Raw genomic sequence first — 25,615 nt, forward strand, 5'->3', positions numbered from 1 at the left:
GGCCAATATGCGGAAAAGATATGAGTCGATTTCCATATTGGGTCCATAATTTCGTAAATCCGAAACTTTCTAGTTCATATGTAAAAGTAAAACTTTGTAATCTTTTGAATCTCGAGGGTTTTTTCGGATTGGCTTGAGATGGAGGGATATGATGAATCCATTCGTTTCATCTGAAGATTGCGTTCGCCCTAAGGGGGCGCCTGAGTTCTTTGCCTTCAGCTTGAAAAAGGACCAGAGCGTCAGGTTTTTTCATCGCGCGAGTCTGTGGCGTTGGGCTCGCGTTGAGTTTGACCATTTTGCAGTGTCTTTGAGGGTGAATGAACAGAGCTTAACCGCTACTAGCGGAAAAGTAGCTATTTCGATTAGTTATGAAGATAATTTTTCGGATAGGCTAATAGTTTTTGAGACGGGCCTCGGCGAGGCTTTGCGGGTGGATGTTTGTCGCTATGCTGAGACGACGGGGTGCGCTGTTGAGTTTCTCAGCAATAGATTCCTGCATGAGAATGAAATTGCTTCAGGGAATTATTTGCGAATGCTTTCCTATATAGTTAAGCGACGCGAGGTATTGACTGAGCGAAATTTAGATCGGTGTTTGAGGGTAGTGCGAGATAACAACAAAGTTGTCCAGGATGCTGTAAAAGAACTGGCGATTGAGTTTCGAGATAATGCAGCTGCGCTTTTCTTTGAATTGGTGCGGCGTGGCAATATCACGCTCGCTGACGTGCAGACCTGCAAACTCACGGGGCGCACCAAATTCAGTGCCGAGGAGAAGTTTGGTGAGTAATTCCAAGCGGTTTTCCAAGGCGCTTTTTAAGGCTGATGGGGGCGATTGTGAGTTATGGCCGTCCATTGATGTAAACTTGTTGCCCGAAAAATTTCGGGAAGCGACGCTGCTACGTATTAAAGCAATAAAGGCATTTCTCAATGAAGGTGCTAGCCTTGTTGAGATAGAAGATAAATATAAAGTAAGTCGTGCAACGCTGTACCGCATGATTGAACGATGTGAAACGCTCGGAGAGGACGGCAGGGTTTTAGGTTTCAAGGGGGCGATCCCTTATTTGCGAGTCTCAGATGAAAAATATCACCGTTCGAGAAATATTGAAAATCAGGCTGGTGTTTCAGAGGCAGGCGATGCGGGTGCTTTCCATAAGCTCTTGAGTGAACAGAACGAGCTTAAAAAATGGGTAGACAAGCGTGCGAGCCAATACAAGTCGCGTAAAGAGGGGGGGGAGCATCTGGCGGTTATCCATAATGCGTTTTTAAATCTATGTAAGGCACTTGGTATACCCGATACAGAGTACCCATTTTGCCGCAAAACGGCCGCCCGATCTGCGCTGCGAAGGTATTTAATCGATACTGCGAAACATCTAAAAGCGCAAAAGGAAAAAGCCTATCACGAGTCGGATATCCGCGATGCTATAGCTCCGACTGATATTCTGGAGCAAGTAGAGGTCGATGGTCATGAAGTGGATATACGACTGGTAATTGAAGAGCGTGACCGATACGGTAAACCCGTTCGATACGAGATCTTGCGAGTCTGGCTGATCGTGCTGCTTGACGTCTTTTCTCGCTGCATACTTGGCTACTCAATAGCCCTAGGGCGTAATTATGATCAAGTTGACTTGTTGTCCGCAATCTACCACTCAATGGCACCTCATATCTCTCCTCCATTGTGTATACCGGACGCCACTTATGCTGCTGAAGGTGGTTATCCTTCTGAATGTGCAGGTGCCTGGGAGACGTGGAGCACGTTGAAACTTGATAACGCATGGGCGCATAGGGCCAAACATGTGCTTGCCGTGCTCCAAGACAGGGTGGGTTGTATCGCTGAATTCGGCCGTGTCCATACCCCCAATGATCGACCTTTTGTAGAGCGTTTCTTTTTGTTTTTGACCCAGCACTTCTCACATCGAATCATTGGGACGACTGGCAGCGACAGCAGAGACGCAATCATACAGAGACTTTCGCCCAAATCCAAGAATCCATTGAGCCTCCTGATTACGCTAGATGAGTTAAATAGCGCCATCGATATTGTATTGGCTGGCTATAATGGCAGGCCACATTCATCTCTGCAAGGGCATACGCCACTCAGTATTTTTAATCTGAGGCTGAGTGAGCGACTCTTGCCGGCGAACGCGCTGCCAGAACAGTACCAAAGAGCAGATGAATTTATCATTGTGCGCGAGCAGGTTGTAGTGAAAAGCTCATCTGACTTTGGTGGGGCTTATATTAATTTTGCTTATCTAAAATATAGAAACTCTGAAATATTACGCAGCGACTCGGCGGGCAGGAAATTGTTCGTGGAATACGCAAGGAATGATGTCTCTGTTCTCCGATTATTGGACGAGAACGGCGCGAAACTTGGCATGCTGATGCCGCCGGATCCCTGGTGTCGTCACCCTCATAGTCTCAAGCTTCGCACTGTATTGTGGAAGTTAATTAAAGATGGCCAGTTTGCATTCGAGCGCAATGAATCAGTACACCAGGCGCTTCGGCGAAGCCAGCTTTCCAGTGAGGGTATGTCCCGCAGTCTGGCTACAACACTCTTCAAACAGTCTGGACGGGTGTCCGAGGAGCCCGCTATTGAGACAGCAGCAGATCGGGAGCCCCCGACGGAACCCACGGTGAAGCCGCCACGGCTGACCAAGGTGTATACGTTTTAAACGGGAGATACTTCCATGGATATCAGCGAAGCCCGGATAGTGCAGCCACATCTTCACCCACTTTGCTTGGAGCGATACCTGATCCCGACCGACTCTATCAGTGCCACCTATGCGATGGTCCTCAAAGTAATTCATCGCAGGGATTCTGGGCTGGTGATATATGGCAACCCACGGTACGGAAAAACTCGCGCCATGATGTACTGTCAGCATTGCTTGAATGTGGACTTTCCGGATATGCCGGTTGCGATTTTCAATGCAAAAGATGAAGCCTCACCGCACAAGGGAAACTTCTACACAACTTTTCTGGAGGTGGTGAAATCCAAACCCTTCAATGGACGTGTGTCACTGGCAGATAAGCACTCGCGTTTGGTGAAATTCATGGTCGGCGAGGCAGATAGGGACTTGCGCCGCTTGTTTATTTTATTTATTGATGAAGCGCAGCGGCTCATGTTGTCTCACTACGAATGGATAAAGGATATATATAACGACCTTGCGCTGCAGGGGGTGACTCTACTCCCGATTCTCCTCGGTCAGAAAGAGTTGCTGGGTCAAAAAGACGCGTTCGAATGTGCAGGGAAGGACGCAATAGTCAGTCGCTTCATGCTCTACGAACATGCGTTCCGAGGAATTCGTGAGAAGGACGATTTCGTCACTTGCCTCGGCTATTACGACAGTTCGGTGTTTCCAGTCAATACGAACTGGACCTACACACGATTCTTTTTCCCAAAAGCGTATGCGAACGGATTCCGACTCGCTGACTTTGGTGATGAGCTATGGGCAGCTTTTGTCGAATCCTATGATGGACTCGGCTTTCGCAGTCGAATGGAAATACCGATGAAGTATTTCACCAAGACGATTGAGATTTTGATGATGGATTACTCTGATAAGGACTATCCAGAATTCTCTATCTCTAAAGATCTCTGCAAGGAGGTTATTAAGGAGTCGTGGTATCTCGCGGCCACCAGTAGTATGAAAAAGATGAACCCGAGCATGTGATGATTATTACCCTGGATCATTCGCCCGCCGAACCAGAGGCACACTACTGCAGGATTAGTCCACGCTACATTTTGCACGAGTCGGCGTATTCAATTTTGTGTAGATTCTCATTGTATAATGTGGTTTCAGGGCGTGAATTGGTTGATATTTTTGCGAGCCATGAATATTCCTCCCGTCGACCCAAATCGCAACGCTCACCACATCTTGCCTGTACGCAATCAGTGGACCTGGCGGTCATGGCCGACACCTTCAATTTGCCGATGTTCAAAATCCATAACCTATTTCTTTGTCCAACCTGGATGCCTTTTGATCGACATGTGGCTGAGGTGTTAAAGGTCTGCCCAGAGTGCTTGGCGCAGGGTAGGCATTTCACGATCTTTCAATATGGTCTAGTGCATCAATGCCCTATCCATCAGATAGAGCTACAACAGCGCTGCCCTAACTGTTCAGCAACCGTTCGATACGCCTTATCGGCTCAGCTATTCAAGACGCCATATGGCTGCTGGCATTGTGGTCTTCAGTTGGGAACGGCACGAAACAAGGATGTTATTCGTTATATAAACGCCATAGGCATGGAGCGGCTGAGAAGAAGTTACCGGGCTTTTGAGTTGGCTAGGGGTAAGTACCTGAATTTCGCTGTCGGCGGCACAGAAGACCTCTACTGCGACAATGTGCTGCAGTTCTCTACGTCATTCCGGGAAATTGCTGAGACGGAGAACGTGCTTTTTAGTCATATCCAAGGGCTCGCTGCGGACCTTTCTCCAAAAATTATCTGTGCGCAATACGCTTGGTTTCGGTGGCACCCTAACCATGGCACCAGAGCGTGTGGCAAAATCGTACCGGTTGGTGTGCAAGACCTTCGTAGTACGGCGAAAGCAATTTTCCGACATTTTCGAAAAAAACGCCTAGGCGGCTTCAAACTGTCGATACGAGTTCTGTTACCGTTGTGGCGATCCCTGGAGTCTTGTCAGATCCCTGCAGAAGGCTATCCGGTCATCGCTTGGTTGGACTGGTATTGCTTCTGGTCAGGAGTGGGCACACCGAGTCAACTGGCTGATAATAAGGGATTGATTCAAATCTCGAAATGGTTAATGAAGGTGAGTCGGCATTCCGTTTTCTTGAAATGCCGAGACGCTCGTGCCAAAAACTGGCTGATGCAGCGACTGTTCGCGCACGAAGTATTCACATTGCTGGCGGGGCAATTGGCTTGTGTGGCCCAAGCCAAGGCAGGGGTACTTGAGGGGACTCCTGCGAAGATCGTCTACGAGAGAAAGCTTCTTCCTGTCTCCTGGGCAACCTACTTCCAGCATCACCTTGATCATATGCGAATAATTTTTATTCCTGGTTATGCGGGCGTCATTTCGCCAAATGATGAGCGTCAGGGCAGAACTAACTTGAGGAATATCCTTAAACAATGTGCCGATCAGGATGGGAGTCAATAACTTTGACTTGCTGTCAACTTTCGTATTTGCCCAGGATGGTATCTTCCCAGCTGGCTTGTTCGTCATCTGACTCTTTTCGGCGACTTTCAATTTCTTGCTGGTTATAAACGTGTTCATGCCAGTGCATCTGTCGTATTGCTGCATCCCAATCGCCATCATGAACGGAAACTGTCGTTTCATCACGATTGCACTTCACATCAGGAGTCGGTGGGTTGGATGGTGCGTTCTGGCCACACACTGGCATTTGTAAGCCGGTGACCTGGTCAGTATTGCGCCAGTCGGTGTCGCGTTTGTTGATCTTAGCTTTGCAGGATATCCGCTCAATTGACTGTGGCCCCCATGCATCTGGTTCTCGCAAGCGTTCGACTTTACGCCTAGCCTTGTGCTGGAGGGGCTTCGCCTCTCGCTCGGCTTGGCGTTTGCGCTCTTCAATGTGCCTCTCTACGGCGCGCCGGATGCAATCCTCGTGCTTTTTTGCAAGCTCTATTGAACTGACGAGTTGTTTGACCTGGCGGGACAGCAATTCTTCGAGATACGTGTCACTCAAGTTGGCATATAACAATCTCCTGTCGGCGATCATGTCTGGTTCTCTATCGCTATAGCTCTTTGTTAACACCTGAGATATTCGATAGCGACGCTCAAAGATGAGCCGTATGTGGGGTGGCGTCAGTGGCCCGGTCCGGTTGTCGAGTTGGAACAGTTTTTCCTCTAAACCAGGCCGCCATGCTCGTTCGAACAGCCACCCCACCACCTTGCAGGCCGTGTTCAGATCCAGGAGCATAGGCGCAGCGCTAGGCTGCGAAGGTAATCGAACCGACCAAACTTGCCAGTCGTCTGTCTGGATATCGCTGCACTTCATCTGCGCAAGGTCATCCAGGGGACAGTCTAGTAGTTGTGATAAGGCAATCAGGGCTTGGTCTCTGCCGCCCTGGAAGGTGCACTGACAAGCCCTGAGTATGTTGCTGATGCAAGCGTCACTCCCTGGCAGCTCAGTAATATGCTGCGCAGGTTGTTGCGAGATCGCGCGAAACCGCTGATACAGCCGGGACAGGGCCCGCAGATCCTTTTTTTCATTCCACTGATTATGGGTCTGCCATTGAACCAAGATGGAGATCCGGCGTTTTACCTCGTTGAACGACAATGGTCCACGGGGTTTGAGCTGTTTTTTACAGAGGGTCTCTTCGATATACTCATAAAGGCCGTAATCGCTCCTTTCGCCGGTCTCGTAGATCACCGCATGATCGGTCAGAAATCTCTCCCAGTAGCAGTAACCCTTGGCTGACTCCAATGAACCCAAATGCAGCAGTTGCAGCCACGTATTCCAGTGTGCCAGCGCTCGCTTTACTTGGGCCGCGGCCCTGGGAAGGGAGGCTGCGTACATCAGCACAGCTGGAGGCAGGTCCTGATCCCACTGACCTAGATCGATTCTGCTGGTGTTGCGAATACGGAGGGTTGACATCGGTATGCCGGGTATGGTTTTGGATGTGTACAGCGCGGAGCCTCAACGAACACACCGCAGTTGGACAGGGTGGGCCAGGGGCCTAGTCCTCAGTCGGCGCAACGTGGCGTGAATCCATCGGATGACTTCCTGCGAGCGGTTTGGTAGCAGATGACCCAGTCACAGGGTCAGCCCCCGTTAGCAGTGTAGTTGCTCGGCTGTTCAGCAAGGAGCCTGCCTGGAAATAACCCATGACGGTGTGTATTGAGCGGTGTTCGGTCATGGCCATGACCTCGCCGAGCGGCACACCCTGGCGCCCGGCTTCGCTGACAAACCCGGACCTGAGGCTGTGCGCCGACCAGTCGCCATCGAGGCCAGCCAATTGTGCCCGGCGCTGTACGATGCGTGCGATCTGGTCGCAGGACAATCCCGCCGTACCCACCCGGCCGCCCCGGTAGACCCGCCGAAACAGCGGTCCCGTGCTAGCCGGCGCAGCCGCCAGCCAGGCCGCGAGTGCCTGTGCCGCGGGCCCGCGCAACGGTTTTTCCCGGCGCACGCCCTCGGTCTCGGTCTTAGTGATGCCTAGGGCGTAGAGCCAGGTGTCGGCATCCAACTGACAGACATCGCCCACTTGCAGCCCGACCACCTCCGAGCGCCGGCGCCCGCCACCGCTCCAAGCCAAGAGGAGGAGCGCGCGGTCGCGCAGGCCGCGCACGCCATCGCTACAGGTGGCGAGCATCGCCTCCAGCGGTTCGCGCACTGCCGCGGACTTCTTGCGCACGCTGACACCCTGGCGGGTCTGGGCCTTACGGGCCTCGCGCAGCAGCGTCTTCACCGTGGTTGCCTCGGTCGGGCTCGGCCAGTCCTTTAGGGCATGCCACTTGGCGAGCACCGCCAGGCGATGGCGTATCGTGTTGTAACTCAGGGCGCCGAGTTTGGCCTTGACCCCGACGTCGACCAGCGCGGCATCCAACACTGGAGGTAGCAGGTACTGCCAACCGCCCGCCTCGGGGCGTGCCAGGTGATCGAGGATGAACTGCACCACCACCGTGTCCGCCAGCGGCCCCGCCTCCAAGGTATGGCCGTAGCGCAATTGCAGCCAGGCGGCCCAGTAGGCGAGGGCGCTGCGGTAGCTGCGCACAGTATTGGCGGCGGTGCCGGCGGCGACGAAGGCGGCTGCGGCGGCGTGGGCTTCGGCATCAAGGCGATCGATAGCCAGCAGGCTGCTGTCGCTGCAATGGAGTAATAGCGTATTGTTCATTACGTTCAACGTATTCTAATTAAGGTTTTTGGTAAATATAGTCGGATAACAATCGTTTATCAGACCTAATCTAGCAGGAGACAGAGAATGGCGGTAGGCGTACCGGAAACCGACGTATTCGCGGCGGCAGACGCAGTCTTGGCGCGCGGCGAACGGCCGACGGTGGAGAGGGTGCGCCTGGAGCTGGGGCGCGGCAGCCCGGCGCGGGTCGGCGCCTTGCTGGATCAGTGGTGGGAGCAGTTAGCCCAGCGCCTGCGCGGCGAAACGCGGCTGCCGGCGCTGCCGACGGAGTTGGCGCAGTCCTTTGTCGCTATCTGGCAGCAGGCGACTACCTTGGCTCATGGGGTAGTCGAGCAATCGCTCGCTGGCCAGCGCCAGCTGTTAGCGGTAGAGCGCGAGCAGCTGGCCGCAGCCGAAGAACAGGCGCGCCAGGACGCGGCGCAGGCCCGCCAACAGACCGCCGCGGCATTGGCGGGACGGCAGGCGGCTGAAACCCGGCTGTCCGACCTGGAGCAATTGCTGAGCCAGCGGCTGGCGCAAATCGGCGACCTCCAGCAGCAACGCGGCGAGCTGCAACAGGTGTGTAATGCCCTGCAGCATCAGTTGCGGACTCTGCAGGCCGAGCTGCACGTAGCCCAGCAGCAGGCTGAGCAAGCGCGGGTGGCGCAAGAAACTTACGTGCGCGGTGTTGAGGAGCGCGCGCACCGCGAAGTCGACCGAGCGCGGGAGGAGAGCAAGTCCCGCCAAGCCGAGCACCGGGCACTGCAGCGCCAGCTCGACGAGCTGCAGCAGCGTATGGAGCAAGTCCGGAGCGCCTTGAGCGAGGCGCAGCACCAGGCGGCTGCACAGCAAGCTCGTGCCGAGCTGACAGCGGAGCAGGGAGAGCAGCAGCGGCAAGCCCTGGAAGACCGGCTGTGCGCCACGCAGCAAGCGCTCGACGCGGTGCGGCATACAGCCGTGGCCCAGCAGGCTAGGGCCGACACGCTGGAGCAACAACTGGTCCAGCAGCAGGCATCGGGCTTGCGCAAGTTCAGAACGAAGAAAGGGTAATCCAACCGCGTCCCGACTGGTGCGGCGCCAGGGTACCTACAATCCGAGCACCATTCCAACGCCCCAGGACGGTAACAGGTTGCTCGCCGGCCTCGTGGCCGCGCTAGAACATGGCAACGAGCAGGACTATTAGCCATCCCGCGATGCACTGGTGTTTTTGGATCGCCAGTGCTTTATGGAGTTGGAGAGGGAATCGGCGTTCGTTGAGCTCATCTCGCATTTGGCACCGCGTGATCCTAGGCGGGCACCGTATCACTCGCGCTATGGACTCAAATCAACTGAACTTCCGCCCGATACCACTGATCAGCAGGTGGAGGTCAGTGTCAGAGCTCAGCTTGGAGTAGAATTCTTTGCCTCGCTCAGCCAGGCATGTACCGACATGCAGGTTCACCCAGCTCATCGGGGCCAGCCCATCGGCAGCCATCAGATCTTCCGAATCGACTTGTAGTGAACACTGGGACTATGCAGGACTAGCCCTCTGGAGATGCCTGAACGTGCGTTTTTAGAGGTGACCACTGGGGGAGTTGGCTGATTCGCTTGAATCTTCGATACTGACCGTCGGCCAGCACTAACCAGGGAGCGCCGTACAAATGGCAAGGAAGCGTAGAAGCAGCAGCAAATCCAATGGATCCGTTGCATTGGTCCTCGGGGCCATTGTGCTAGGCCTGCTTGCTTCCGTTCCCAAGGAGGTATGGATTTTCCTGGGCGGAGCAGCCATCGTTAGTGGGGGTATGTGGCTGATCGTGAAGGCCTCCAACAAACAGCCGGCTGTGCCTCCTCCCTCGACCAAGCGGCAGTCTTCTCTGCAGGCAACCCACCCAAGTGCTATCGATGCAGTTGTGCACGGTGGTTTGACGTTTTCTTCGAATACAGCTGTGCCGCTGGAGGCTGTCTCGACCTCTAGCGTACAAAAAACGGTTTCGTTCCAGACTCCGACAGCAAGGCCAGAGAGCTCCGAACTGTTCACCGTGACGCTCGAGGTGGTGGAGCAGCCCTCTCATCGAATTCCCAGCGCGCCTGCTGATTCGGTTGGTGCGCAAATGCGTTGGCTCTCTGCCGGTGACTTCATCGAGATCGCCGGCGAGAAAATTCCTGGTGGCATGATCTACGTCGGAGAGGATCGAAACAGCCGCTACGGCTCATCAGAGCCCTCCCGGATTAATCCCAGGCTGAAGGTCGCGCGAGGCATCGTGGATATCGCCGAGCGCCTGACATCCTATTGGCCGAGCTACGATACCATCTCCCCTGAAGCACGGCGTGCCTACCTGCAGTGGCTGTCCAGTGGCCGTAAAGCCCCGCATGCCAACATCGGTTACGTGTTCCTGTTCTTCTATGGCCTGGAGCGCCGGGTATTCGTCGACGCGAAGACAGATCGCGCAGCGGCCGCCGAGATTCCCAGCATCATCGCAGAAGTCGAAAGGTTGCTCTCGATTTACGGCGAGAACCAATCCTTCAGCAACTATGCGAGCCGCTTCGCGGACTTCCTTCGTCAGGGCACGGTGTCCGCCCGACGCTATCTGGAGGCGCCGCCAGCACCGTTGTCTTACGGCTACGAAATGCCCATAGAACTGCGCATCGGTCTGGGACAGTTGGCTGTCGATAAGCAACCGATGCCTGCTAACTGGGCACTGACTTGGGTCCTGTCTGATCACAGCATCGGGAAGCGGACACCCGTGACTCGTTGTGAGGATGCATTTGCCCACTTGTTCCGAATGCGCTACGAGGAGCGCCATGGCGCTGGGGTAGTGCTTCCGCAGAACAAGACCCGGCTGAAGTTCCAGTACAACACCGCCTCTGCGGGGCTGCCTCCCCAAGAGCTGGATGGCCTGTCCGGAATTCCTGATGTCACTGTCACCTCCGCGGCACGGAAGAAGCTGCAGCAACTGGTTGACGAGTGCACAGTGCTGTTGGAGCCTTACAGCCGTTATCTCGGCCGAAACCCCGGCGTTCCAGATGCACTGGAAGGCCTTCTGCAGCTTCCCGTCGGTCTGTGGCCAGCGAGAGCTCGAGCAGAGCTTGACGAGCTGAAGCAGCGCATCGGCGACGGCATGGTGGTCATGAGCTTCGGCGAACTTGCGGGACGGCTGCAGAGTGCGGGAACCTTGTCGCGAGACAAGGTTCTGATGCTCGCTCGGGCCTTGGAGTCATTGCACATCGGCATCGAGCCGGATGTACTGGCAGGCAGCAGAACGCCCAAACCTGAGGACCGCGTGGCGCTCTTCGCGACCCAGGCCGAAGATGGTGATCTGCGTGCTTCGCCGGCGTACAGCGCCGCCTCTGTCACCTTGGACCTCGCTTGTGCTGTAGCGGCTGCCGATGGCGACACTTCGCCGAAGGAGATCATGCTGTTGTCCCAGCATGTCGACTCCTGGAATCACCTGAGCGGTGCACATCGCAAGCGTCTAAAGGCCCACCTGCGTTTGCAGCTGAACCAGCCCCCAACCCTGCAAAGCCTGAAGAAGAAACTGGAGCCCTTGGCCGAGTCGGCCAGAAGAGCAGTGGCGGCGCTCCTTGCCCACTTGGCGCAGGCCGACGGCGAGGTCACCCCTGCGGAAGTGAAGCTGCTCGAGCGTGTCTACAAGGCCCTGCAGCTGGACCTACAGTCGCTGTACAGCGACCTGCATGTAGCGGCCAGCGGTAGTCCTGTCGGCCCATCGCAGTCGATGCCTTCTGCACCTGGAACATCTCAATCCAAGTCCGCTGGCGGCTTCGCTTTGGACCACGAGCGCATTGCCCAACTGCAGCGTGAAACCGAGCAGGTATCGGCGCTGCTGGCACAGGTTTTCGTTGACGAACAGCCTGCAGAGCCGGAGGAGACTACAGTCGAGGAAGCCATCGAGGACACCGTCAGCATCTGCGGGTTGGACGCCGATCACTCGGCGTTCCTACGCGTACTCCTTTCCCGTACCTCATGGGCACGAGACGAGTTGGAAGCGGTGGCAAGCGACATGGAGCTCATGCTCGACGGCGCATTGGAGCAGATCAACGACATGGCCTTCGAGAATTTCGATATGCCGGTCACCGAGGGGGAAGACCCCTTCGAAATCAACCCTGACATCATGGAAAGGCTACCGCTATGAGCAGCATCAGAGCCAAGGATCGCGACGCGGTCATTCAGTCCCTGCGCGCCGGCGTCGTTCCTCGCGCAGGTCAGCATCTCATCCAGGTAGGGCGAGTCGGTGAGCTTGAAGCACTCATCCGTGACGTGGAGCGCCTGGCGGGAAGTGGCTCCGCGTTTCGGGTGGTGATCGGTGAGTATGGCGCGGGTAAGACATTCTTCCTCAACCTGGTGCGCTCCATCGCAATGGAGCGCAAGCTCGTCACCATGCATGCGGATCTGAACCCTGATCGCCGTCTGCATGCCACCGGTGGTCAAGCGCGCTCGCTGTATGCCGAGCTGGCCAAGAACATGTCCACCCGGACTAAGCCTGACGGCGGCGCTTTGCAGGGAATCGTCGAGAAGTTCATCGCTCAGGCCAAGACCGAGGCCAAGGCGTCCGGTAAAGACAGTGAGGCCGTGATTCGTGAGCATCTCACCCAACTGACCGAGATGGTCAACGGCTATGATTTCGCCGACGTGATCGCTGCCTACTGCAAAGGCTTCGAGGAAGGCAACGAGCAGCTCAAGGCCGATGCGATTCGCTGGTTGCGTGGAGAGTTCACCACCAAGACCGATGCGCGTGCCGCGCTGGGTGTGCGCAGCATCGTCGACGATGCTTCCGTCTACGATCAGCTCAAGCTTCTCGCTCGGTTCGTTCGGCTGGCGGGTTTCGGCGGTTTGATGGTGTGTCTCGACGAACTGGTCAACCTGTACAAACTGTCCAACACACAGGCTCGCAACGCCAACTACGAGCAAATCTTGCGAATCCTCAACGACTCCCTGCAAGGTTCCGCAGAGGGGCTCGGTTTCGTGCTGGGCGGTACCCCCGAGTTCCTCCTGGATACCCGCCGTGGCCTTTACAGCTATCCAGCCCTGCAGTCGCGTCTAGGGGAAAACAACTTCGCCAAATCAGGCCTGGTGGACCTCTCCGGGCCGGTCATCCGCCTCACCAGCCTGACGCCTGAGGACTTCTACGTGCTGCTGCAGAAGCTGCGCCATGTTTACGCAGCAGGTGAGAGCGAGCGGTATCTGCTGCCCGACGAGGCATTGCCTCTCTTCATGGCCCACTGTAATCAACGGTTGGGGGAGGCCTACTTCCGCACCCCGCGGACTACCATCAACGCATTCATCAATCTGCTGGCAGTGCTGGAGCAGAACCCGGGAGCCGACTGGCGAACTCTGCTGGGCGCTGTAGAGATTACGCTGGATCGAGGCGGTGACGCTGATACACAGGTAAATGCTGACGATGAGCTTGCCACCTTCCAACTCTGAGTCCGCAGGGTTCGCATTACTCGAACCGAGAATCCAGCGCTGGGTCTGGTCCGAGGGCTGGACCGCCCTGCGGGACGCCCAGGAGCGGGCCATCCCGGCGCTCCTGAGGGCAGACCAGGATGTCATCATTGCGGCCGCGACGGCTGCAGGGAAAACCGAAGCCGCTTTCCTGCCCATCCTCACGCATCTCCTGCAGCATCAGGACTCACCGGGGGCAGTGCTCTACATCAGTCCCCTTAAGGCGCTGATCAACGACCAGTGGGATCGCTTGGCCAGACTTTGTGATGAGCTCGAACTTCCTGTCGTTGCCTGGCACGGGGATATCTCGTCGAGCCGCAAGCATCGCTTCCTCAAGTCCCCGGAAGGCATTCTGCTGATCACACCTGAGTCGCTCGAAGCCTTGTTCGTGAACCGGGGAACCAGCCTGGCGGGGTTGTTCGCGAACCTGCGCTACCTGGTGGTGGATGAGCTACATGCCTTCATCGGCAGCGAGCGAGGCAAGCAACTGCAGTCCCTCATGCATCGTGTTGAAGCGATCATTGCTCGGCCCCTGCCCAGGGTCGGTCTTTCCGCCACACTGGGAGACATGACGCTGGCTGCGGCCTTCTTGCGTCCCAATGCCCCCCATCACGTCTCGGTGATCGAGTCGAAGGGGACGGGACAGGTATTGAAGGTCCAGATCAGGGGGTATGCGGAGTCTCGACAGGACATCTCGGCGCCATCTGAGGGCGAAGAGGTGTTTTCCGCCGACCATGCCATTGCAGAGCATCTCTTTCAGGTGCTGCGGGGCAGCAACAACCTGATCTTCCCCAACAGCCGAGCCCAAGTGGAATGGTTCGCGGACAACCTGCGGCGACGTTGCGAGCAGGATGGCCTACCGAACGAGTTTTGGCCGCATCACGGGAGCTTGGCGAAGGAGATTCGAGAGGAAACCGAGAAAGCACTGAAAGCTGGCGGCCAACCCGCCACCGCGATCTGCACCACGACGTTAGAGCTGGGGGTGGACATCGGTAGCATCAAGACGGTGGCGCAGATCGGCCCACCACCGTCGGTAGCCAGCCTGCGTCAGCGCCTGGGCCGATCCGGTCGCCGCCCGGGCGAGGCCGCAATTCTCCGGAGCTACTGCAAGGAGCGCCAGCTGGACGATGACTCTCCACTGTCGGATCGGCTCCGCCAAGGCTTGGTGCAAAACATCGCCATGATCAGGCTGTTGATGCAGGGCTGGTTCGAGCCGCCTCGAGTCCAAGGATTGCATCTGTCGACTCTGGTACAGCAATGCCTCTCGGTGATTGCCCAGCGGGGCGGTGCAACAGCGGCAGACCTTTGGAACACACTGATTCGAAGCGGTCCGTTCACCGGCGTTGAGCAGAGCAACTTCCTGAGTCTGCTTCGCGCCCTGGGTGACCGCGATTTGATTACCCAGGAAGCTTCGGGCCTCCTGTTGCCCGGTGTGCTGGGAGAGCGTCTGATCAACCACTACGACTTCTACAGCGCATTCGTCAGCAATGATGAGTTCCGCCTGGTTTGCGATGGCAAACCACTCGGGGCACTGCCGGTCTCCAGGCCGCTGACCGTCGATCAGCGAGTCATCTTTGCCGGTCGCCGCTGGCGAGTCACGGATGTGGATACCGAGGCTAAGGTCATCGTCGTGAGGCCCGATCCTGGTGGTGCGCCTCCGTCCTTCGACGGACTTGGTGCTCGTGTACATGATCGGGTCAGGCAAGAGATGAAGACGGTTTTGCTGGGGACCGATGCCTACCCCTATCTCGACACCACTGCACAGGAGCTTCTGGCTCAGGCGCGCGGCACCTTTTCGGACCTCGGATTGGCCCATTCGAGCATGACTGAAAGCGGAGGCAAGACCTGCCTTTTCACTTGGCAGGGAGATTGGGTAAACGATGCTCTGGCTATCCTGCTCACATATACCGGACTACCCAGTGAAAACACTGGCCTGGCGATTGAGGTCGACGGGAGTCGTGCATCACTAGCAGGTAAACTGCTGGAGATCTCGGAATGGGAAGATGTTCAGGCCGCTATGGTCTTGCGCGACGTACGGAATATGGTTCGCGAGAAGTGGGACTGGGCACTTCCAGCTGATCTGCTGATGAAGTCGTTTGCCACGATGCATCTGGATCTGAAAGGAGCCAGAGCAGTGGCAAACGAGCTGTCGAACTGTCAAAGCTGAAGCAAGGCAAGAGGGGATGCGCCTAACGTGGCCGGAAGAAAGCCTTGAGCGATACTAGGATCGCCGAGCTACGCCGACGCGTCGATGCGCACGAGTCGAAAGCCGCCCTGGCCCTCGAGTTCGGCATCAGCCGGGCCACCCTTTATGAATACCTGCGCGCCGGCAATTAGCCGGCCGCATCCGTTTTATTCCGTTACCAAACCAAAGGAGATGACATGTCCAAACTTGCCGAATTTCGCCGCGCGGAGCAGGCCCTCAAAGAACAGCTGGCACTGCTGGAGAAGCTCCAGGGCGACAGCGGCCTCCAGCGCGAGATGGAGTTCGAAGACAAGCTGAAGGCGCTGATGGGCGAGCATGGCATGGATCTGGCGAAGGTGGTCGCCATTCTCAATCCGCAGCCAGCCGAGCTTGAACCGGCCGCGCCGGCTGTCGTGAAGCAGCGCCGTGCCCGTCAGGTGAAGCTGTACGTGCAACCGGTCACCGGCAAGCGCATCGAAACCAAGAGCGCGAATCACGCCTTGCTCAAGGCCTGGAAGGCAGAGTTCGGGGCAGATGTGGTGGAGGGGTGGAGGCAGGCCTAATTGGCTTGGCGGGTGATGTGTTGGGCAATCCCCGTGTGGATACGCCCCGACTGCCTGTCTGAGTGAGCGTGGAACTGCGTCCGGATCTGCGGGGGCTGCGTGTAAGAGTGGCGTGGAGTCCGCATTTCGGTGGAGTGTGAGGGCTGATCGACGACTGTGCCCCCGGGGCCGGGTGAATCCGTCTCCGGCTCTGCAGCCAGTCTAGGTGTGGCCTGTGCGGTTAGTTTGTTAACTCAAGCTCGGATGACCATGGTTTCGAGACAAGGCGACGCGACGAGTCATAGCAAGGCTGTGGCGAGGAGTGGCAACACAGTATCGTGACCATGGGCGCCGAAATTGACTAACTGAACTAACCAAACAGGCCACTAGCCATTTTGAGGATCCTTCAAGACGGTCGACAGCGGAGCTTAGTAGAACGTCACAGCATTTCCGGGCAATATATTATAGTGGTCAGCTGCAAAGGGGGAGTGTCCGCTTCTGGCCGATTCTGTTGAAAAAGTCCCGCCGCGATTTTTGCTCCCGAAATTGCGTGGTCGGCGTTGAAATCTGGTTCGTTAGGAAGGCGGAGCCGTCTTGGTTTTTACGTAGAAACACCAAAACCGAGCGTTGTTTGAGCTGCTGAAAGGCAGCCCTCCCAGATGTCGACTTTTTCAACAGAATCGGCCGAAAGAGATCATCCTGCTCACGATTCAGCTACCGGACGTGGAGCTGCCCTCCGGGAAAAACCACGATAAAATCCGTTATCGTCACTTTCCGGCCGGCGGTCGTTTCGCTACCCTGAGCGCCTGTGCCGTGGGACTTGTTGGCATCGGCTCACCGACGCCTCCCCCCGCGGACGCCTGATTTAACTCACCCAGGAGTCGCCCATGGAAACCCGGCAGGTCGTGATCGAAGACTGGGAAGGCGATGGCGGGATCCGCATTCCCGATGAGGCCCTGCAGGAAATGGGGGTAGACGTCGGGGACTCGCTGTACCTGATCGAGGAGTACGTGGGCACGACACGCTGCCTTGTGCTCAGCAAAACCCCGCGCATTCCCGATCGCGTCGATGAGCTGGTTGACCACTGGGAGTCCTTCGGCAAGGTGGCAGCCGAATTAGACACCAAAGATGAATGAGCTGATCCCAGGGACTCCGTTTTTCTTGGTAGTAGCCTCGACGAGACGCCAAGGGAATGCAGATGAGCCCGTTGGAAGGCTTAGGCTCAAGGCCAGCCCATGCTGAACGAAGTCATCCCACTGATTCTGCGCGCCGGAACGCTCATCGCTGCCGAGGCCAATCGCCCGGGAGGCCCGCGCGGGGAAGGAGACAAGGCCGATATTGACGTCGAAGTTGAGATTCTGCTGCGCGAGGGACTGCTACGACTGCAGGCGGGTGACTTCTGGGGAGAGGAGACGGGGAGCGCACTGACGGGGGCACCCTATTGCTGGGTGGTGGATCCGAACGATGGCACTTCCGATTTCTTGGCTGGCCGGCAGGGCTCGGCCATTTCCGTGGGGTTGCTTAGGGACTCCGAGCCAGTGCTGGGCGTTGTCTATGCGCCGACTTCTCCGCGCGGGCCGGACTGCATCAGCTGGGAGACTGGCATGACTGGCCTTCTGCGTAATGGCATACAAATTTCCCCCGACCTGTCTGCACGGCAACTCGACGCCGCTACGGTGGTCTTCGTAAGCACAGCCGCCAACCAAAAACCGGAGCTGAATGCCGAGCTTTGTTCACCAGCAGGCTTCAGCTCGATGCCCAGCATCGCTTATCGCCTCGCCCGGGTGGCCGCCGGCGACGGCATTGCGGGGGTTTCGCTCTACCCCGTATCTCCGCACGACGTAGTCGCCGGCCATGCCCTCCTCAAGGCTGCTGGCGGCGACTTGCTTGACCAAGACGGCCACCCGATTCGTTACGACGACCTGAACAAACCGCTGTGCCGAAGCTGTTTCGGTGGAAATTTGGCTGTCAGTCAACGCTTGGCCGCACGCCCTTGGCGGCAGCGGCTTTCGATCCCCTGACATCCTGAGCACCTCGTGCTCCCCACACTGGGAAAGGTAAAGCGATCGTGCGTGCACTGAACACACAGCTTGGATCGGCTGCTGTTGGTCAGTAGAGGCTGCTATCGACCCGGAGCGGCCGGTCACGACAGGCAGGAAGCGGCCGATTCTGTTGAAAAACTCCCGCCGCGTTTTTTGCTCCCGAAATTGCATGGCCGGCGTTGAAATCTGGTTCGTTAGGTGGCGGAGCATGTTTAATTTTGATGTATGCCCTTTCGGACGAAGTCCCTCATCCAGCGAGGCATTCTGCAGCGGCAAAGCATGGCGAGATCATCGTCGCTCAAGAATGCCTTGAGGTGAGATAGAACTTGATCGTCGATACCTCTTTTGCCGATGTAGTGCAGTGCGATCAGTGCTATGCCTGCAGGGCTGCCGGCGCATTGCAGTTTGTCGGGTGTGACATGTCGCAGGTGTGCGACAGCTGCGCCCAGGTGCACCGTGCGACTGCGCCCACTGGTGTAGAACATCGGGACCAGCTGCATTTGGGTACTGAGTCTGAGTCGTCGTACCGCTTCCGCCCCGTGAACTTGCAAGGTTTCAACATTGCACCGGGCGATCAGCCGGACCAGCTGCTCAACGCCCGGCCTGACTCGGCCGATGTAGCGGTTGAGCTTGGGGCGCATGTAGACGCCCCGCACGATGCGCTCCAGATCGCCGCGGGCGCACAGGCGCGACAGCGCCCTGCTAATGGCTGCGGGGGAGCCCAGATCCGCTAGTAGGGTGCGGCTGAACAATCGGCCCTTGGGCATGCGCTGGATGCGCCGGAAGACCACGTCCGTTACGGACGTACCTTCGGCGGGAGGCGCCAAGCGTTCGCAAGCATCTAGAAGCATGGTGCCATACCATGGCCGCGCGTCTGACCTGTGACTCGGCACAGTGGTTGACTGTGGCTGGGAGAGCCACACGGTCCGATCACACTGGGCAGCAGGTGGCGAGGTAGTTCGCGGAAGGCGGCCTGCAGTTCGGCCACCGTCTCGCCTTCGTAGTTGATCAGCTCGCGAATGAAGAGCAGCTTGCCGAACAGGCAATTGTCCTCGGCGCTGGTTTCGATGGAGCCGTAATAGCCCCGGTATTGCCGCAGGTTGTTCACGGAGTCAGTCCTCCTGCCCTGGGTCAGGATCGTCGTCGAACATATGATTAACCCAATGCGCGTGCTTGAGCGTGGCCATTGCGTAGCCGAAGCAGGACCTGCACAGTTGCATCCTTTCGCGCTCGCCATCACGCCACTGGGCCTGCAGGACACCATGCCCCGTTTCGGCTGTACTGGCGTCGCACACGTCGCACCGCACGACCTTCATCAGCCGTATCGCCGAGCTGTCGTCCGGGTCAGGATCCAGCTCCAGAGTGTCGCCCTTGGCCAATCCTGCGGCCTGGAGCAAATCGTCCGGCAGCTCTAGGATCACGTCGCCGCTGCCGTCCCCGGCGTCGCGGCAGGTCAGTTTCCATTTCATCTAATTCCCTCCGCTGTCCCTCCCGGCAGGTGCCCACCTGGGAGAGCATTGGTCAGATCCCAACTTTACGCTGCCGGCTCCTAAAAATGGGGCAGCAACGCCTCCACATTCAGCTTGATGATCTGTGATTACTCAATGACACTTAATATTTCGGGGCACAACCTCCGCATGAGGTAGGCATGAAACACCAGAAAGTATCTGACAAGCACGCCATGATCGCGAAATTCACGGAAGAGGCCATGCAGTTAGGCGGCCGCGTTTCAGCCAACCAGCGCCACTTCATAAAGGCAGCTCTTGCCCATGGCAAAACGATGGAGCCTGCAGGTCGCCTCGCGGGAGCCAACAGGGAGTGCAGTCATGCCTGATCAGTCCAAGCAAGAGGCCGTCACGCTTAGCGCCGAGGCCCTCCAGGCACTCCTCGACGAGCTGGAGGATCTTCGTATCGAGCGTGTTGCGTGCGATCGTATACCCACCATCCAAGTATCTAAGCTGCTATCTATAGAGGCCATGCGGGCCTGCTTTCGTTGATGCGCAGGCGAGCAGAGTCCAGTCACGGAGTTGATCAGTCACTTAACGGTGACTCGACACGCAAGGCCTCCAGCCCGTCCAGAGCTGTTTTTGCCAGCAAAACCGCCGGCCGGCCACCGCCCATGAATAGACGCGCCCCCCCGGGGATCACGAGCTCACCGCAATCGGGTGGCCTCCACCAGCGCTTCACAGCGGGCCCGACGCAATCTGCACATTAGTAATGAGTGAAGGGGGCCTCGTGGTGGTTCAAGAAGCCGAGTCTCGGGTTCGGGAGATGTAGGCTTGGGCCGAGTGTGTATCTGAAAGCAGAGTGATGGCCTGGTGGCGGCGTAGGCTACAGATCAGGTTTGTTGACGTTTGAGCCACTGCGTCATGGAGGCGTCCTCCAGTGCGTATTCGCCGCGGTTGGATTTCCAAACCAATCCTTTATCGCGAAGCCCGATGATCGCGTTCTGGATCGTGGTGGTGGTTGGCTGAATGTCGCTTCCCTTTTGCTCCAGGGCGCGGCCGACCGCGAGTAGGGTGGTCTCTGCGTAGGGAAGGAAAGCCTCCTTTTTGAGTGCCAGGTCTGCCATGACGTCCAGCACAGCCTGCTGCGCCGGTGTCAGGGTGTTGTAGGCGCTCTCATACTCCCCCCAGGCGCCGGTCTGGATGGCAAGTGCGTCGCTGTGTAGCAGCTGGCCGAGGTTGCCGGCGTCGCCGATATCGAGCCCGACATCCTTGATGATGGCTGCCAACAGTTCCGGCCGGTTGCCGACCATCCTGAAAGCGTCTGCCATGTCGTCGGCTGAGAACTGATTGCCCTCAGCCAGGCGCGCATTCACATGGGTGGAGTACGCCTCGATGTAATCCCACCCGAGCAGAGGGAAGGTGGTGATGCTTGCGCCATAGAATGGCTGACTGCGGTTGGACACGAGGTTGGCCAGCTTGTCACGACTGGAACCGGTGAAGATGAGGCGGAGGCCCTCGCGAGCTCGCCCCAGATTGAGTGCGTCGCGTGCAGCCTTCAGGCCAAACATGGCATTGATGCCTTTGTCGGTGTTCAAGGCGAGCTGGGCTTCGTCGATGATCAGGACGATCAACTTGTCAGATGCTTGATGAAGCAATTCGAGGGCCTGGGCTAGGGTTGCGTCGGGCGGCAGCTCGGATTTCGAGAGGTTCCATGCCAGGGCCCGAAGTGTGCTGGTCTTGTTGGCGCCGATAGACTTGGTCAGCTTGAGCAGGCGGCCTTCATACGTGGACAGCGTTTTGGCTATGGCGGTGGCGATCAGGTCTCCTGGGTCGGTCTTCTTGTTGCCCCACAGGTCAACGTAGACCGGCAGCCATCCGGAAGCCTCGCACTGCGGGATGAGATCTACCTTCAGGAAGGTGCTCTTACCAGTGCCGCGCGGAGAGGTGAGGAACAGGCCTGAGCTGTAATCGGCCAGGCCTTCGCCGGCCAGATCGCGAACCAGGGATGCGGCAAGAGCGGGGCGGTTGAAGACGAAGCGTTGCAGGCTCATTGGATTATCCTGAATTATTGCTGTGGCAATAATTTGCTTAGCCTACAGTAAAACGCAATAAGCCTGTGACCTACGCCCCCGTGCACGCGCCCGGGGCATCCGTCCAGCTATCAATGTGGTTCGTGCTCTCCTTGGTTGAGCTCTGTACGGATGAGGGAAAACAGCTCCTCGATGGTGAGCGTTTCCTCAAGCTGTAGGTAGCAGCTTGTCAGGAGTGTTAGCGGATGGACGCCGATGACGGACGATAGCTCGTGAAGCTTGTCTAGTGTTGGAGATTTCAGGCCCCGCTCCAGCGCGCTGAGATAGGTCCGGCCGCTGACGTCCGCGAAGTCTTCCTGGGTGAGGTGCTTGTTCAGCCTCGCCTGCCTGATGGCTCGCCCGAGTGCCTGCTTCAGCTCCATTTTGCTGCTCCCGCAAAAGGAACGATGAAGCCTTCTTGAACACTATAGGGCTACACCCTATAGTGTTCATTTTGGGTGGAAGACGTATGTTCATAACGTACAAGCACGCGGAGCTGCCTCTGGGAGAGCTCCTGGGAGATCCCCGCGTGCAGCACTGGCAGTTCGTCGAGCAGGACGTCCATTGGCCATGGTTTTACATGGAGTTCGTGAGAGACCTTGGCGAAGACTGCATAAGCAGCATGCTGATGATCCCGACGGTACCGGCACTTGAGCAATTGCTAGATGAGCAGAACGAGCGCTCGTGGCTTGCCCAAGCCTTGCTGGTCACGCCAGGACACTTGAATGGGAGCAAGGGTTGGATGATGGAGCCTTTGGTCGAGGTCAGTGTGGCTTTGGATGAGGAGGAGAACCAGTTAGGGTACGTTTACAAGGTTGAGGCTGGACACTGCTACAGCACGCATCCTGGCGGGAAAAAAAATAATTTACTGACCTCTCACGTCATTTTTTCAGCGGACAAGCACCTACGCAGATAATTGCCGAATCATGAGGGTTGTCATGGAAGAGTTCTGTCATCAGGCCGAAAAGGTTGATCGCTCGACAGCTGAGCAGAACAGGTTTCTTGATCATTGCCTTACGCATGGGCGAGAGTTGACCATTTTTCTTGAGTCAGGTGTGCAGTTCATTGGTGTAGTACGAGCCCATGACAGGAAGTCGCTCTTGCTCGGTGGGCGTAGTCGGAACAAGGATCCTCGCATGATCTTGAAAAGCAGCATTGCATACATTCGGGCTGCCGAGGATCTCGATCTTTTTCTGCCCTACCGGGGAATGGGGACTGCACTGCAGAGAAGGCGAAACCGTCGTATGGCTGAGCTTCGCAGGCCGAGGCGATAGCCATGGTGCCCCCTAGGTGAGCGTGCAGATGCAGTGATTCCGACAAGGGGTTATGGTCAGGTTGAGATGGGATTTTCAGTTGTCGGATGAGCTCCGCAGTGAGGCTGATCGACTGCTGAGGCGCTATTCCTCGAAAATTAACTTGTCAGATAGTACCCCAGCCCCTTCTTCAGATGCCCAATCAACTCTTCACGCAGTCCAACCGGCTCCAGCACGGGGATGGAGCCGGCCTGCGATAGCAGCCACCAGCGCAACTGCCATGAGTCCTGCACGGTAGCAGTCAACCGGTGACCATCCTCATCAGGCTCCAGTTGCATGTCACTGGACAGCGGCGTTTCGCGCAGCTGTCGGCCCAGGTCTTCGTTGATCCAGGCTGGCCTGATGCATCCAAGCCTCCAGAGCCTTTCGAGTTTGCTCAGTAATTTCAAACTGAACCGGACGCTGGGTTTTGTGCTGCATCACGATGGCTCGTGATGACACGTGCTCACCATGGGCTATGTCCCGTATTCGCAGCTTGGTTAGGTCGCAGGCACGCAGCTTGCTGTCGATTGCCAAGTCGAAGAGCCAGATCCCGTGTTTTCTCCGCAAGCTGGAGTCGTACCCGAATGGCCCAGATATCTCTGAGCCGGAATGGAGCCTTCTGCCCAACGAGCTTTCCTTTGTTCCACGGTTGATGACCAACGGTTGCAGTGATACTCATGGCTTGCCCTCCTCGATAGGGAAAGACAAAGGTGGGTCAGATCAGTGCATGAGGCGCTAACCGACCCAGAGCTACCGGTGGAGACCGGCAGAGTCCAGCCAGAAGTGGACGTTTTAAGCAGGGGAAATAAATCCGGCTCTTTCCACCGGCTCCGTGACAGGCCATGCCGCCGCCATCAGTGCATAAGTTTGTAGATTTTACCGGTATTGTCTGGCATGCCCATGCGGCTTCCAACGGGTGTCATTACATGGGTGTTGCTCGTCTGGTAGGCGGCCAGGGCAATGACCGCGGATACCTAGGGGATTAGCTCATTCATCATTGGTCGAATCCGGCGGAGTGAACTGGGCCTGCTCCTCGGCGAGCTCACGCTCCCACTGGGCGACCAAGACGTCGACCCGATCGGGGATCAGCGGAGCCTTCGGGCCCTGCGATTATTGGCAATTATTGCCCCGACAATAATTGCTCATCGCCCGCTGGCAGCAGGGCCTCGAGGTCGATGACCAGGGACGGCTGGAACCCAGACTCCTCCCCTGGATAGCCCCGCTGATTGGAGACAACCCGCGTCCCATCCACCTCGAAGTCGACCGAGGTATGCGTGTGGCCATGCACCCACAAGGCCACGCGATCGCTCCCTATCAGATCCTCCCAGTCGTTCGCGAACGCAGCATCTAGGATCGTGCCGGCATGGGGGCTTTCTTGCAGCGAGCGCAGCGTCGGGGCGTGGTGGGTGATCACTACGGTCGGCCCGTCATGGGGCACGGCGAGTTTGCTGCGCAGCCAGTCACGGGTCTTCTCCGCCTGCTTGATCAGGTCCGCCGGCCGGATGCGGCGATAGTTCTCCGTGCGGATCTGGCGGAAATCGCTCAGCGCCTGCTGCGCGCTCAACGCGGCCAGGGGCGGGTTGCCGGTGGCAGCGAAGTCGGTCCACATCGTGGTGCCGAGGAAGCGCACGCCGCCGATCTCAACCTCATCCCGATCCATGACGTGCAAACGTTCGTCGCCGGCGGCACGCATCGCCTGCAGCGTCTTGGTGAGGTGGCCACGGTAGAACTCATGGTTGCCCGGCACGTAGAGCACCGGGCAGTCGAATGCCTGCCTGGCCCACTCGATGCCCCGTACGCCGAGGTCGATATCGCCCGCGAGGATGACCACATCCGCATCCCTCACCTCGGGTATGAAGGGGGCGAACTCGTTGTGCAGGTCGGAGAGGGGGTGTATTCGCATCGAGAGTACCTGTTGCAGTGGATGCCGACCAGTGTGTGCAAAATCTGCACATTGCTCGCCGAGCCTCACTATTGTGATCTTGCCCAGCATTCGTGGAGACGGGTTTAGCACTCATCCGGGCCTCGAAGGCCTCCGGGCTGATGTGCCCCAATGTGCTGTGACGCCGCAGACGGTTGTAATCGGTTTCGACGTATTCAACCACGGTTTCACGCATCTGGGCGCGGCTCATGAAGCGCTCGCCGTGTAGACCGGCTGGTCGAGAGGGATCCTGCAGCTTTCTTGTCTGCAGTCCTTGAGGAGGAGCTGATGGCACCGGACTACCAGCTGTTTCAACTCGTTTGTGCGCAGCAATTGGACCGCAGAACACGGCATGGAGGCCAACTATGCGAAGATGACGGACCTCGTCATTGGCTATCACAGCGTAGTCACGACGCTCTGACCCCCAGTTTCTGAGGCTGGACTTTCCACTGGCAAGCGGTTCACTTTGCTTAATGCTCGCGCCCACCGACAGGCTACCTGCCTAGGGAACCCCCACGCTCAGGGGGGCGTGGTGCTGATGGGCTTCGCCAGCCCTGGCCAGGTCCAGGACAACTTGTTCGCCCCGTCGCCCCGTCGCCCCGTCGCCCCGGCAGGGCAGCGAGGCGCTGATGGCTACCCTCGACCGCATCAACGCGCTCATGGACCGCGGCACCATTCACCTCGCCCGGGCGCCGGCCTGGGGGATGCTTCAGAAACTCAAATCGCCTGGCTATGTGAGCCACTGGAGCGAATTGCGCCGCGTGACCTGAGCACGCAACCTGGATTGACTGCTGTTGGTCAGTAGAAGCTGCTCTCGGCCCAGACTGTGTAAAAACGGTGGCATCGAACTTGCTGTGATTTGATGAATTCGAA

The 25,615-nt window shown here is 57.4% G+C and carries 24 protein-coding genes and 3 pseudogenes; 16 read left to right on the plus strand and 11 right to left on the minus strand.

Features of this window, described 5'->3' with window-relative positions:
• The first annotated feature begins 151 nt into the window (after nucleotides 1–151).
• From BMZ19_RS22170 to BMZ19_RS22175, 4 genes are read left to right on the plus strand one after another with little or no spacing between them, the layout of a single operon-like run.
• On the plus strand, nucleotides 152–784 hold the full coding sequence (locus tag BMZ19_RS22170) for a hypothetical protein (protein WP_139214673.1): 633 nt from the start codon (nucleotides 152–154) through the stop codon (nucleotides 782–784).
• Nucleotides 777–2,663 (plus strand): helix-turn-helix domain-containing protein, encoded by a 1,887-nt coding sequence (locus BMZ19_RS12805; protein WP_090311474.1) that lies wholly within the window; start codon nucleotides 777–779, stop codon nucleotides 2,661–2,663. The genes BMZ19_RS22170 and BMZ19_RS12805 overlap by 8 nt, the downstream gene beginning before the upstream one ends.
• A 15-nt stretch (nucleotides 2,664–2,678) precedes the next feature.
• Entirely contained in the window at nucleotides 2,679–3,659 is a 981-nt protein-coding gene (locus BMZ19_RS12810; protein ID WP_090311475.1) for an AAA family ATPase, read from the plus strand.
• A complete protein-coding gene (locus tag BMZ19_RS22175) occupies nucleotides 3,659–5,101 on the plus strand; it encodes a TniQ family protein (protein WP_139214674.1) in 1,443 nt (480 codons plus the stop codon). Before BMZ19_RS12810 ends, BMZ19_RS22175 begins: the two co-directional genes overlap by 1 nt.
• Before the next feature lie 13 nt (nucleotides 5,102–5,114).
• Here the strand turns inward: BMZ19_RS22175 and BMZ19_RS22180 are convergent, their stop codons facing one another.
• Together BMZ19_RS22180 and BMZ19_RS12825 are read right to left on the minus strand one after the other, a co-directional pair.
• Nucleotides 5,115–6,560, minus strand: coding sequence for a hypothetical protein (locus BMZ19_RS22180; protein ID WP_139214675.1), 1,446 nt, complete (start codon nucleotides 6,558–6,560; stop codon nucleotides 5,115–5,117).
• A gap of 82 nt (nucleotides 6,561–6,642) precedes the next feature.
• The gene (locus tag BMZ19_RS12825; protein ID WP_090311479.1) at nucleotides 6,643–7,800 is read right to left on the minus strand and encodes a tyrosine-type recombinase/integrase; all 1,158 of its coding nucleotides are present in this window, start codon (nucleotides 7,798–7,800) and stop codon (nucleotides 6,643–6,645) included.
• Nucleotides 7,801–7,887: 87 nt separating this feature from the next.
• Between BMZ19_RS12825 and BMZ19_RS12830 the strand changes: the two genes are divergently transcribed.
• The 8 genes and pseudogenes from BMZ19_RS12830 (at nucleotide 7,888) to BMZ19_RS12865 (ending at nucleotide 17,988) form a co-directional block, all read left to right on the plus strand.
• Entirely contained in the window at nucleotides 7,888–8,850 is a 963-nt protein-coding gene (locus BMZ19_RS12830) for a DNA-binding protein (RefSeq protein WP_090311481.1), read from the plus strand.
• Nucleotides 8,851–9,440: 590 nt separating this feature from the next.
• On the plus strand, nucleotides 9,441–11,930 hold the full coding sequence (locus BMZ19_RS12835; RefSeq protein WP_090311482.1) for a tellurite resistance TerB family protein: 2,490 nt from the start codon (nucleotides 9,441–9,443) through the stop codon (nucleotides 11,928–11,930).
• Nucleotides 11,927–13,222, plus strand: a complete 1,296-nt coding sequence (locus BMZ19_RS12840; RefSeq protein WP_090311483.1) for an ATP-binding protein — start codon at nucleotides 11,927–11,929, stop codon at nucleotides 13,220–13,222. The genes BMZ19_RS12835 and BMZ19_RS12840 overlap by 4 nt, the downstream gene beginning before the upstream one ends.
• A complete protein-coding gene (locus BMZ19_RS12845) occupies nucleotides 13,197–15,407 on the plus strand; it encodes a DEAD/DEAH box helicase (protein WP_090311576.1) in 2,211 nt (736 codons plus the stop codon). Before BMZ19_RS12840 ends, BMZ19_RS12845 begins: the two co-directional genes overlap by 26 nt.
• A gap of 26 nt (nucleotides 15,408–15,433) precedes the next feature.
• Nucleotides 15,434–15,577 (plus strand): annotated as a pseudogene (locus BMZ19_RS12850) (helix-turn-helix domain-containing protein); the annotation flags it as partial.
• 45 nt (nucleotides 15,578–15,622) lie between these two features.
• Complete coding sequence (locus BMZ19_RS12855; protein WP_090311484.1) at nucleotides 15,623–15,988, plus strand: histone-like nucleoid-structuring protein, MvaT/MvaU family; 366 nt, start codon at nucleotides 15,623–15,625, stop codon at nucleotides 15,986–15,988.
• 866 nt (nucleotides 15,989–16,854) lie between these two features.
• Entirely contained in the window at nucleotides 16,855–17,103 is a 249-nt protein-coding gene (locus tag BMZ19_RS12860) for a hypothetical protein (RefSeq protein ID WP_090311485.1), read from the plus strand.
• Between the two features lie 99 nt (nucleotides 17,104–17,202).
• Entirely contained in the window at nucleotides 17,203–17,988 is a 786-nt protein-coding gene (locus tag BMZ19_RS12865; RefSeq protein ID WP_090311486.1) for an inositol monophosphatase family protein, read from the plus strand.
• Nucleotides 17,989–18,221: 233 nt separating this feature from the next.
• Here the strand turns inward: BMZ19_RS12865 and BMZ19_RS12870 are convergent, their stop codons facing one another.
• From BMZ19_RS12870 to BMZ19_RS22530, 3 genes are read right to left on the minus strand one after another with little or no spacing between them, the layout of a single operon-like run.
• Nucleotides 18,222–18,860 carry a DUF6088 family protein gene (locus tag BMZ19_RS12870; protein WP_280142160.1) on the minus strand — a complete coding sequence of 213 codons (639 nt, stop codon included), beginning with the start codon at nucleotides 18,858–18,860 and terminating at the stop codon, nucleotides 18,222–18,224.
• Nucleotides 18,851–19,117 (minus strand): hypothetical protein, encoded by a 267-nt coding sequence (locus tag BMZ19_RS22905; RefSeq protein WP_425287170.1) that lies wholly within the window; start codon nucleotides 19,115–19,117, stop codon nucleotides 18,851–18,853. The genes BMZ19_RS12870 and BMZ19_RS22905 overlap by 10 nt, the downstream gene beginning before the upstream one ends.
• 4 nt (nucleotides 19,118–19,121) lie before the next feature.
• Nucleotides 19,122–19,478, minus strand: a complete 357-nt coding sequence (locus BMZ19_RS22530) for a hypothetical protein (RefSeq protein WP_090311487.1) — start codon at nucleotides 19,476–19,478, stop codon at nucleotides 19,122–19,124.
• A gap of 179 nt (nucleotides 19,479–19,657) precedes the next feature.
• Here BMZ19_RS22530 and BMZ19_RS12885 point away from each other — a divergent pair, with 179 nt between their 5' ends.
• Nucleotides 19,658–19,843, plus strand: coding sequence for a hypothetical protein (locus tag BMZ19_RS12885; protein WP_090311488.1), 186 nt, complete (start codon nucleotides 19,658–19,660; stop codon nucleotides 19,841–19,843).
• A gap of 504 nt (nucleotides 19,844–20,347) precedes the next feature.
• Here BMZ19_RS12885 and BMZ19_RS12890 read toward each other — a convergent pair.
• Complete coding sequence (locus BMZ19_RS12890; protein ID WP_090311489.1) at nucleotides 20,348–21,508, minus strand: ATP-binding protein; 1,161 nt, start codon at nucleotides 21,506–21,508, stop codon at nucleotides 20,348–20,350.
• 110 nt (nucleotides 21,509–21,618) lie between these two features.
• Nucleotides 21,619–21,909: a helix-turn-helix domain-containing protein gene (locus tag BMZ19_RS12895; protein ID WP_090311491.1), complete on the minus strand. Its 291-nt coding sequence runs from the start codon at nucleotides 21,907–21,909 to the stop codon at nucleotides 21,619–21,621.
• Between the two features lie 146 nt (nucleotides 21,910–22,055).
• Between BMZ19_RS12895 and BMZ19_RS12900 the strand changes: the two genes are divergently transcribed.
• Nucleotides 22,056–22,442, plus strand: a complete 387-nt coding sequence (locus tag BMZ19_RS12900; RefSeq protein ID WP_244517198.1) for a hypothetical protein — start codon at nucleotides 22,056–22,058, stop codon at nucleotides 22,440–22,442.
• Nucleotides 22,443–22,464: 22 nt separating this feature from the next.
• Nucleotides 22,465–22,800 carry an RNA chaperone Hfq gene (locus tag BMZ19_RS22910; protein ID WP_090311495.1) on the plus strand — a complete coding sequence of 112 codons (336 nt, stop codon included), beginning with the start codon at nucleotides 22,465–22,467 and terminating at the stop codon, nucleotides 22,798–22,800.
• Nucleotides 22,801–22,937: 137 nt separating this feature from the next.
• Here BMZ19_RS22910 and BMZ19_RS22670 read toward each other — a convergent pair whose 3' ends face one another.
• The 4 genes and pseudogenes from BMZ19_RS22670 to BMZ19_RS12925 form a co-directional block, all read right to left on the minus strand.
• Nucleotides 22,938–23,117 (minus strand): WCX domain-containing protein, encoded by a 180-nt coding sequence (locus BMZ19_RS22670; RefSeq protein ID WP_244517199.1) that lies wholly within the window; start codon nucleotides 23,115–23,117, stop codon nucleotides 22,938–22,940.
• Between the two features lie 52 nt (nucleotides 23,118–23,169).
• Nucleotides 23,170–23,500: pseudogene (locus BMZ19_RS12915) on the minus strand (site-specific integrase); the annotation flags it as partial.
• Nucleotides 23,501–23,941: 441 nt separating this feature from the next.
• Nucleotides 23,942–24,724, minus strand: coding sequence for a metallophosphoesterase (locus tag BMZ19_RS12920; protein WP_090311500.1), 783 nt, complete (start codon nucleotides 24,722–24,724; stop codon nucleotides 23,942–23,944).
• A gap of 106 nt (nucleotides 24,725–24,830) precedes the next feature.
• A pseudogene (locus BMZ19_RS12925) lies at nucleotides 24,831–24,971 on the minus strand (IS3 family transposase); the annotation flags it as partial.
• A 400-nt stretch (nucleotides 24,972–25,371) separates the two neighbouring features.
• Between BMZ19_RS12925 and BMZ19_RS22675 the strand changes: the two are divergent.
• Nucleotides 25,372–25,512: a DUF4113 domain-containing protein gene (locus tag BMZ19_RS22675; RefSeq protein WP_244517201.1), complete on the plus strand. Its 141-nt coding sequence runs from the start codon at nucleotides 25,372–25,374 to the stop codon at nucleotides 25,510–25,512.
• Nucleotides 25,513–25,615 lie beyond the last annotated feature (103 nt).

The sequence above is a fragment of the Pseudomonas linyingensis genome (assembly GCF_900109175.1).
Lineage (GTDB): Bacteria > Pseudomonadota > Gammaproteobacteria > Pseudomonadales > Pseudomonadaceae > Geopseudomonas > Geopseudomonas linyingensis.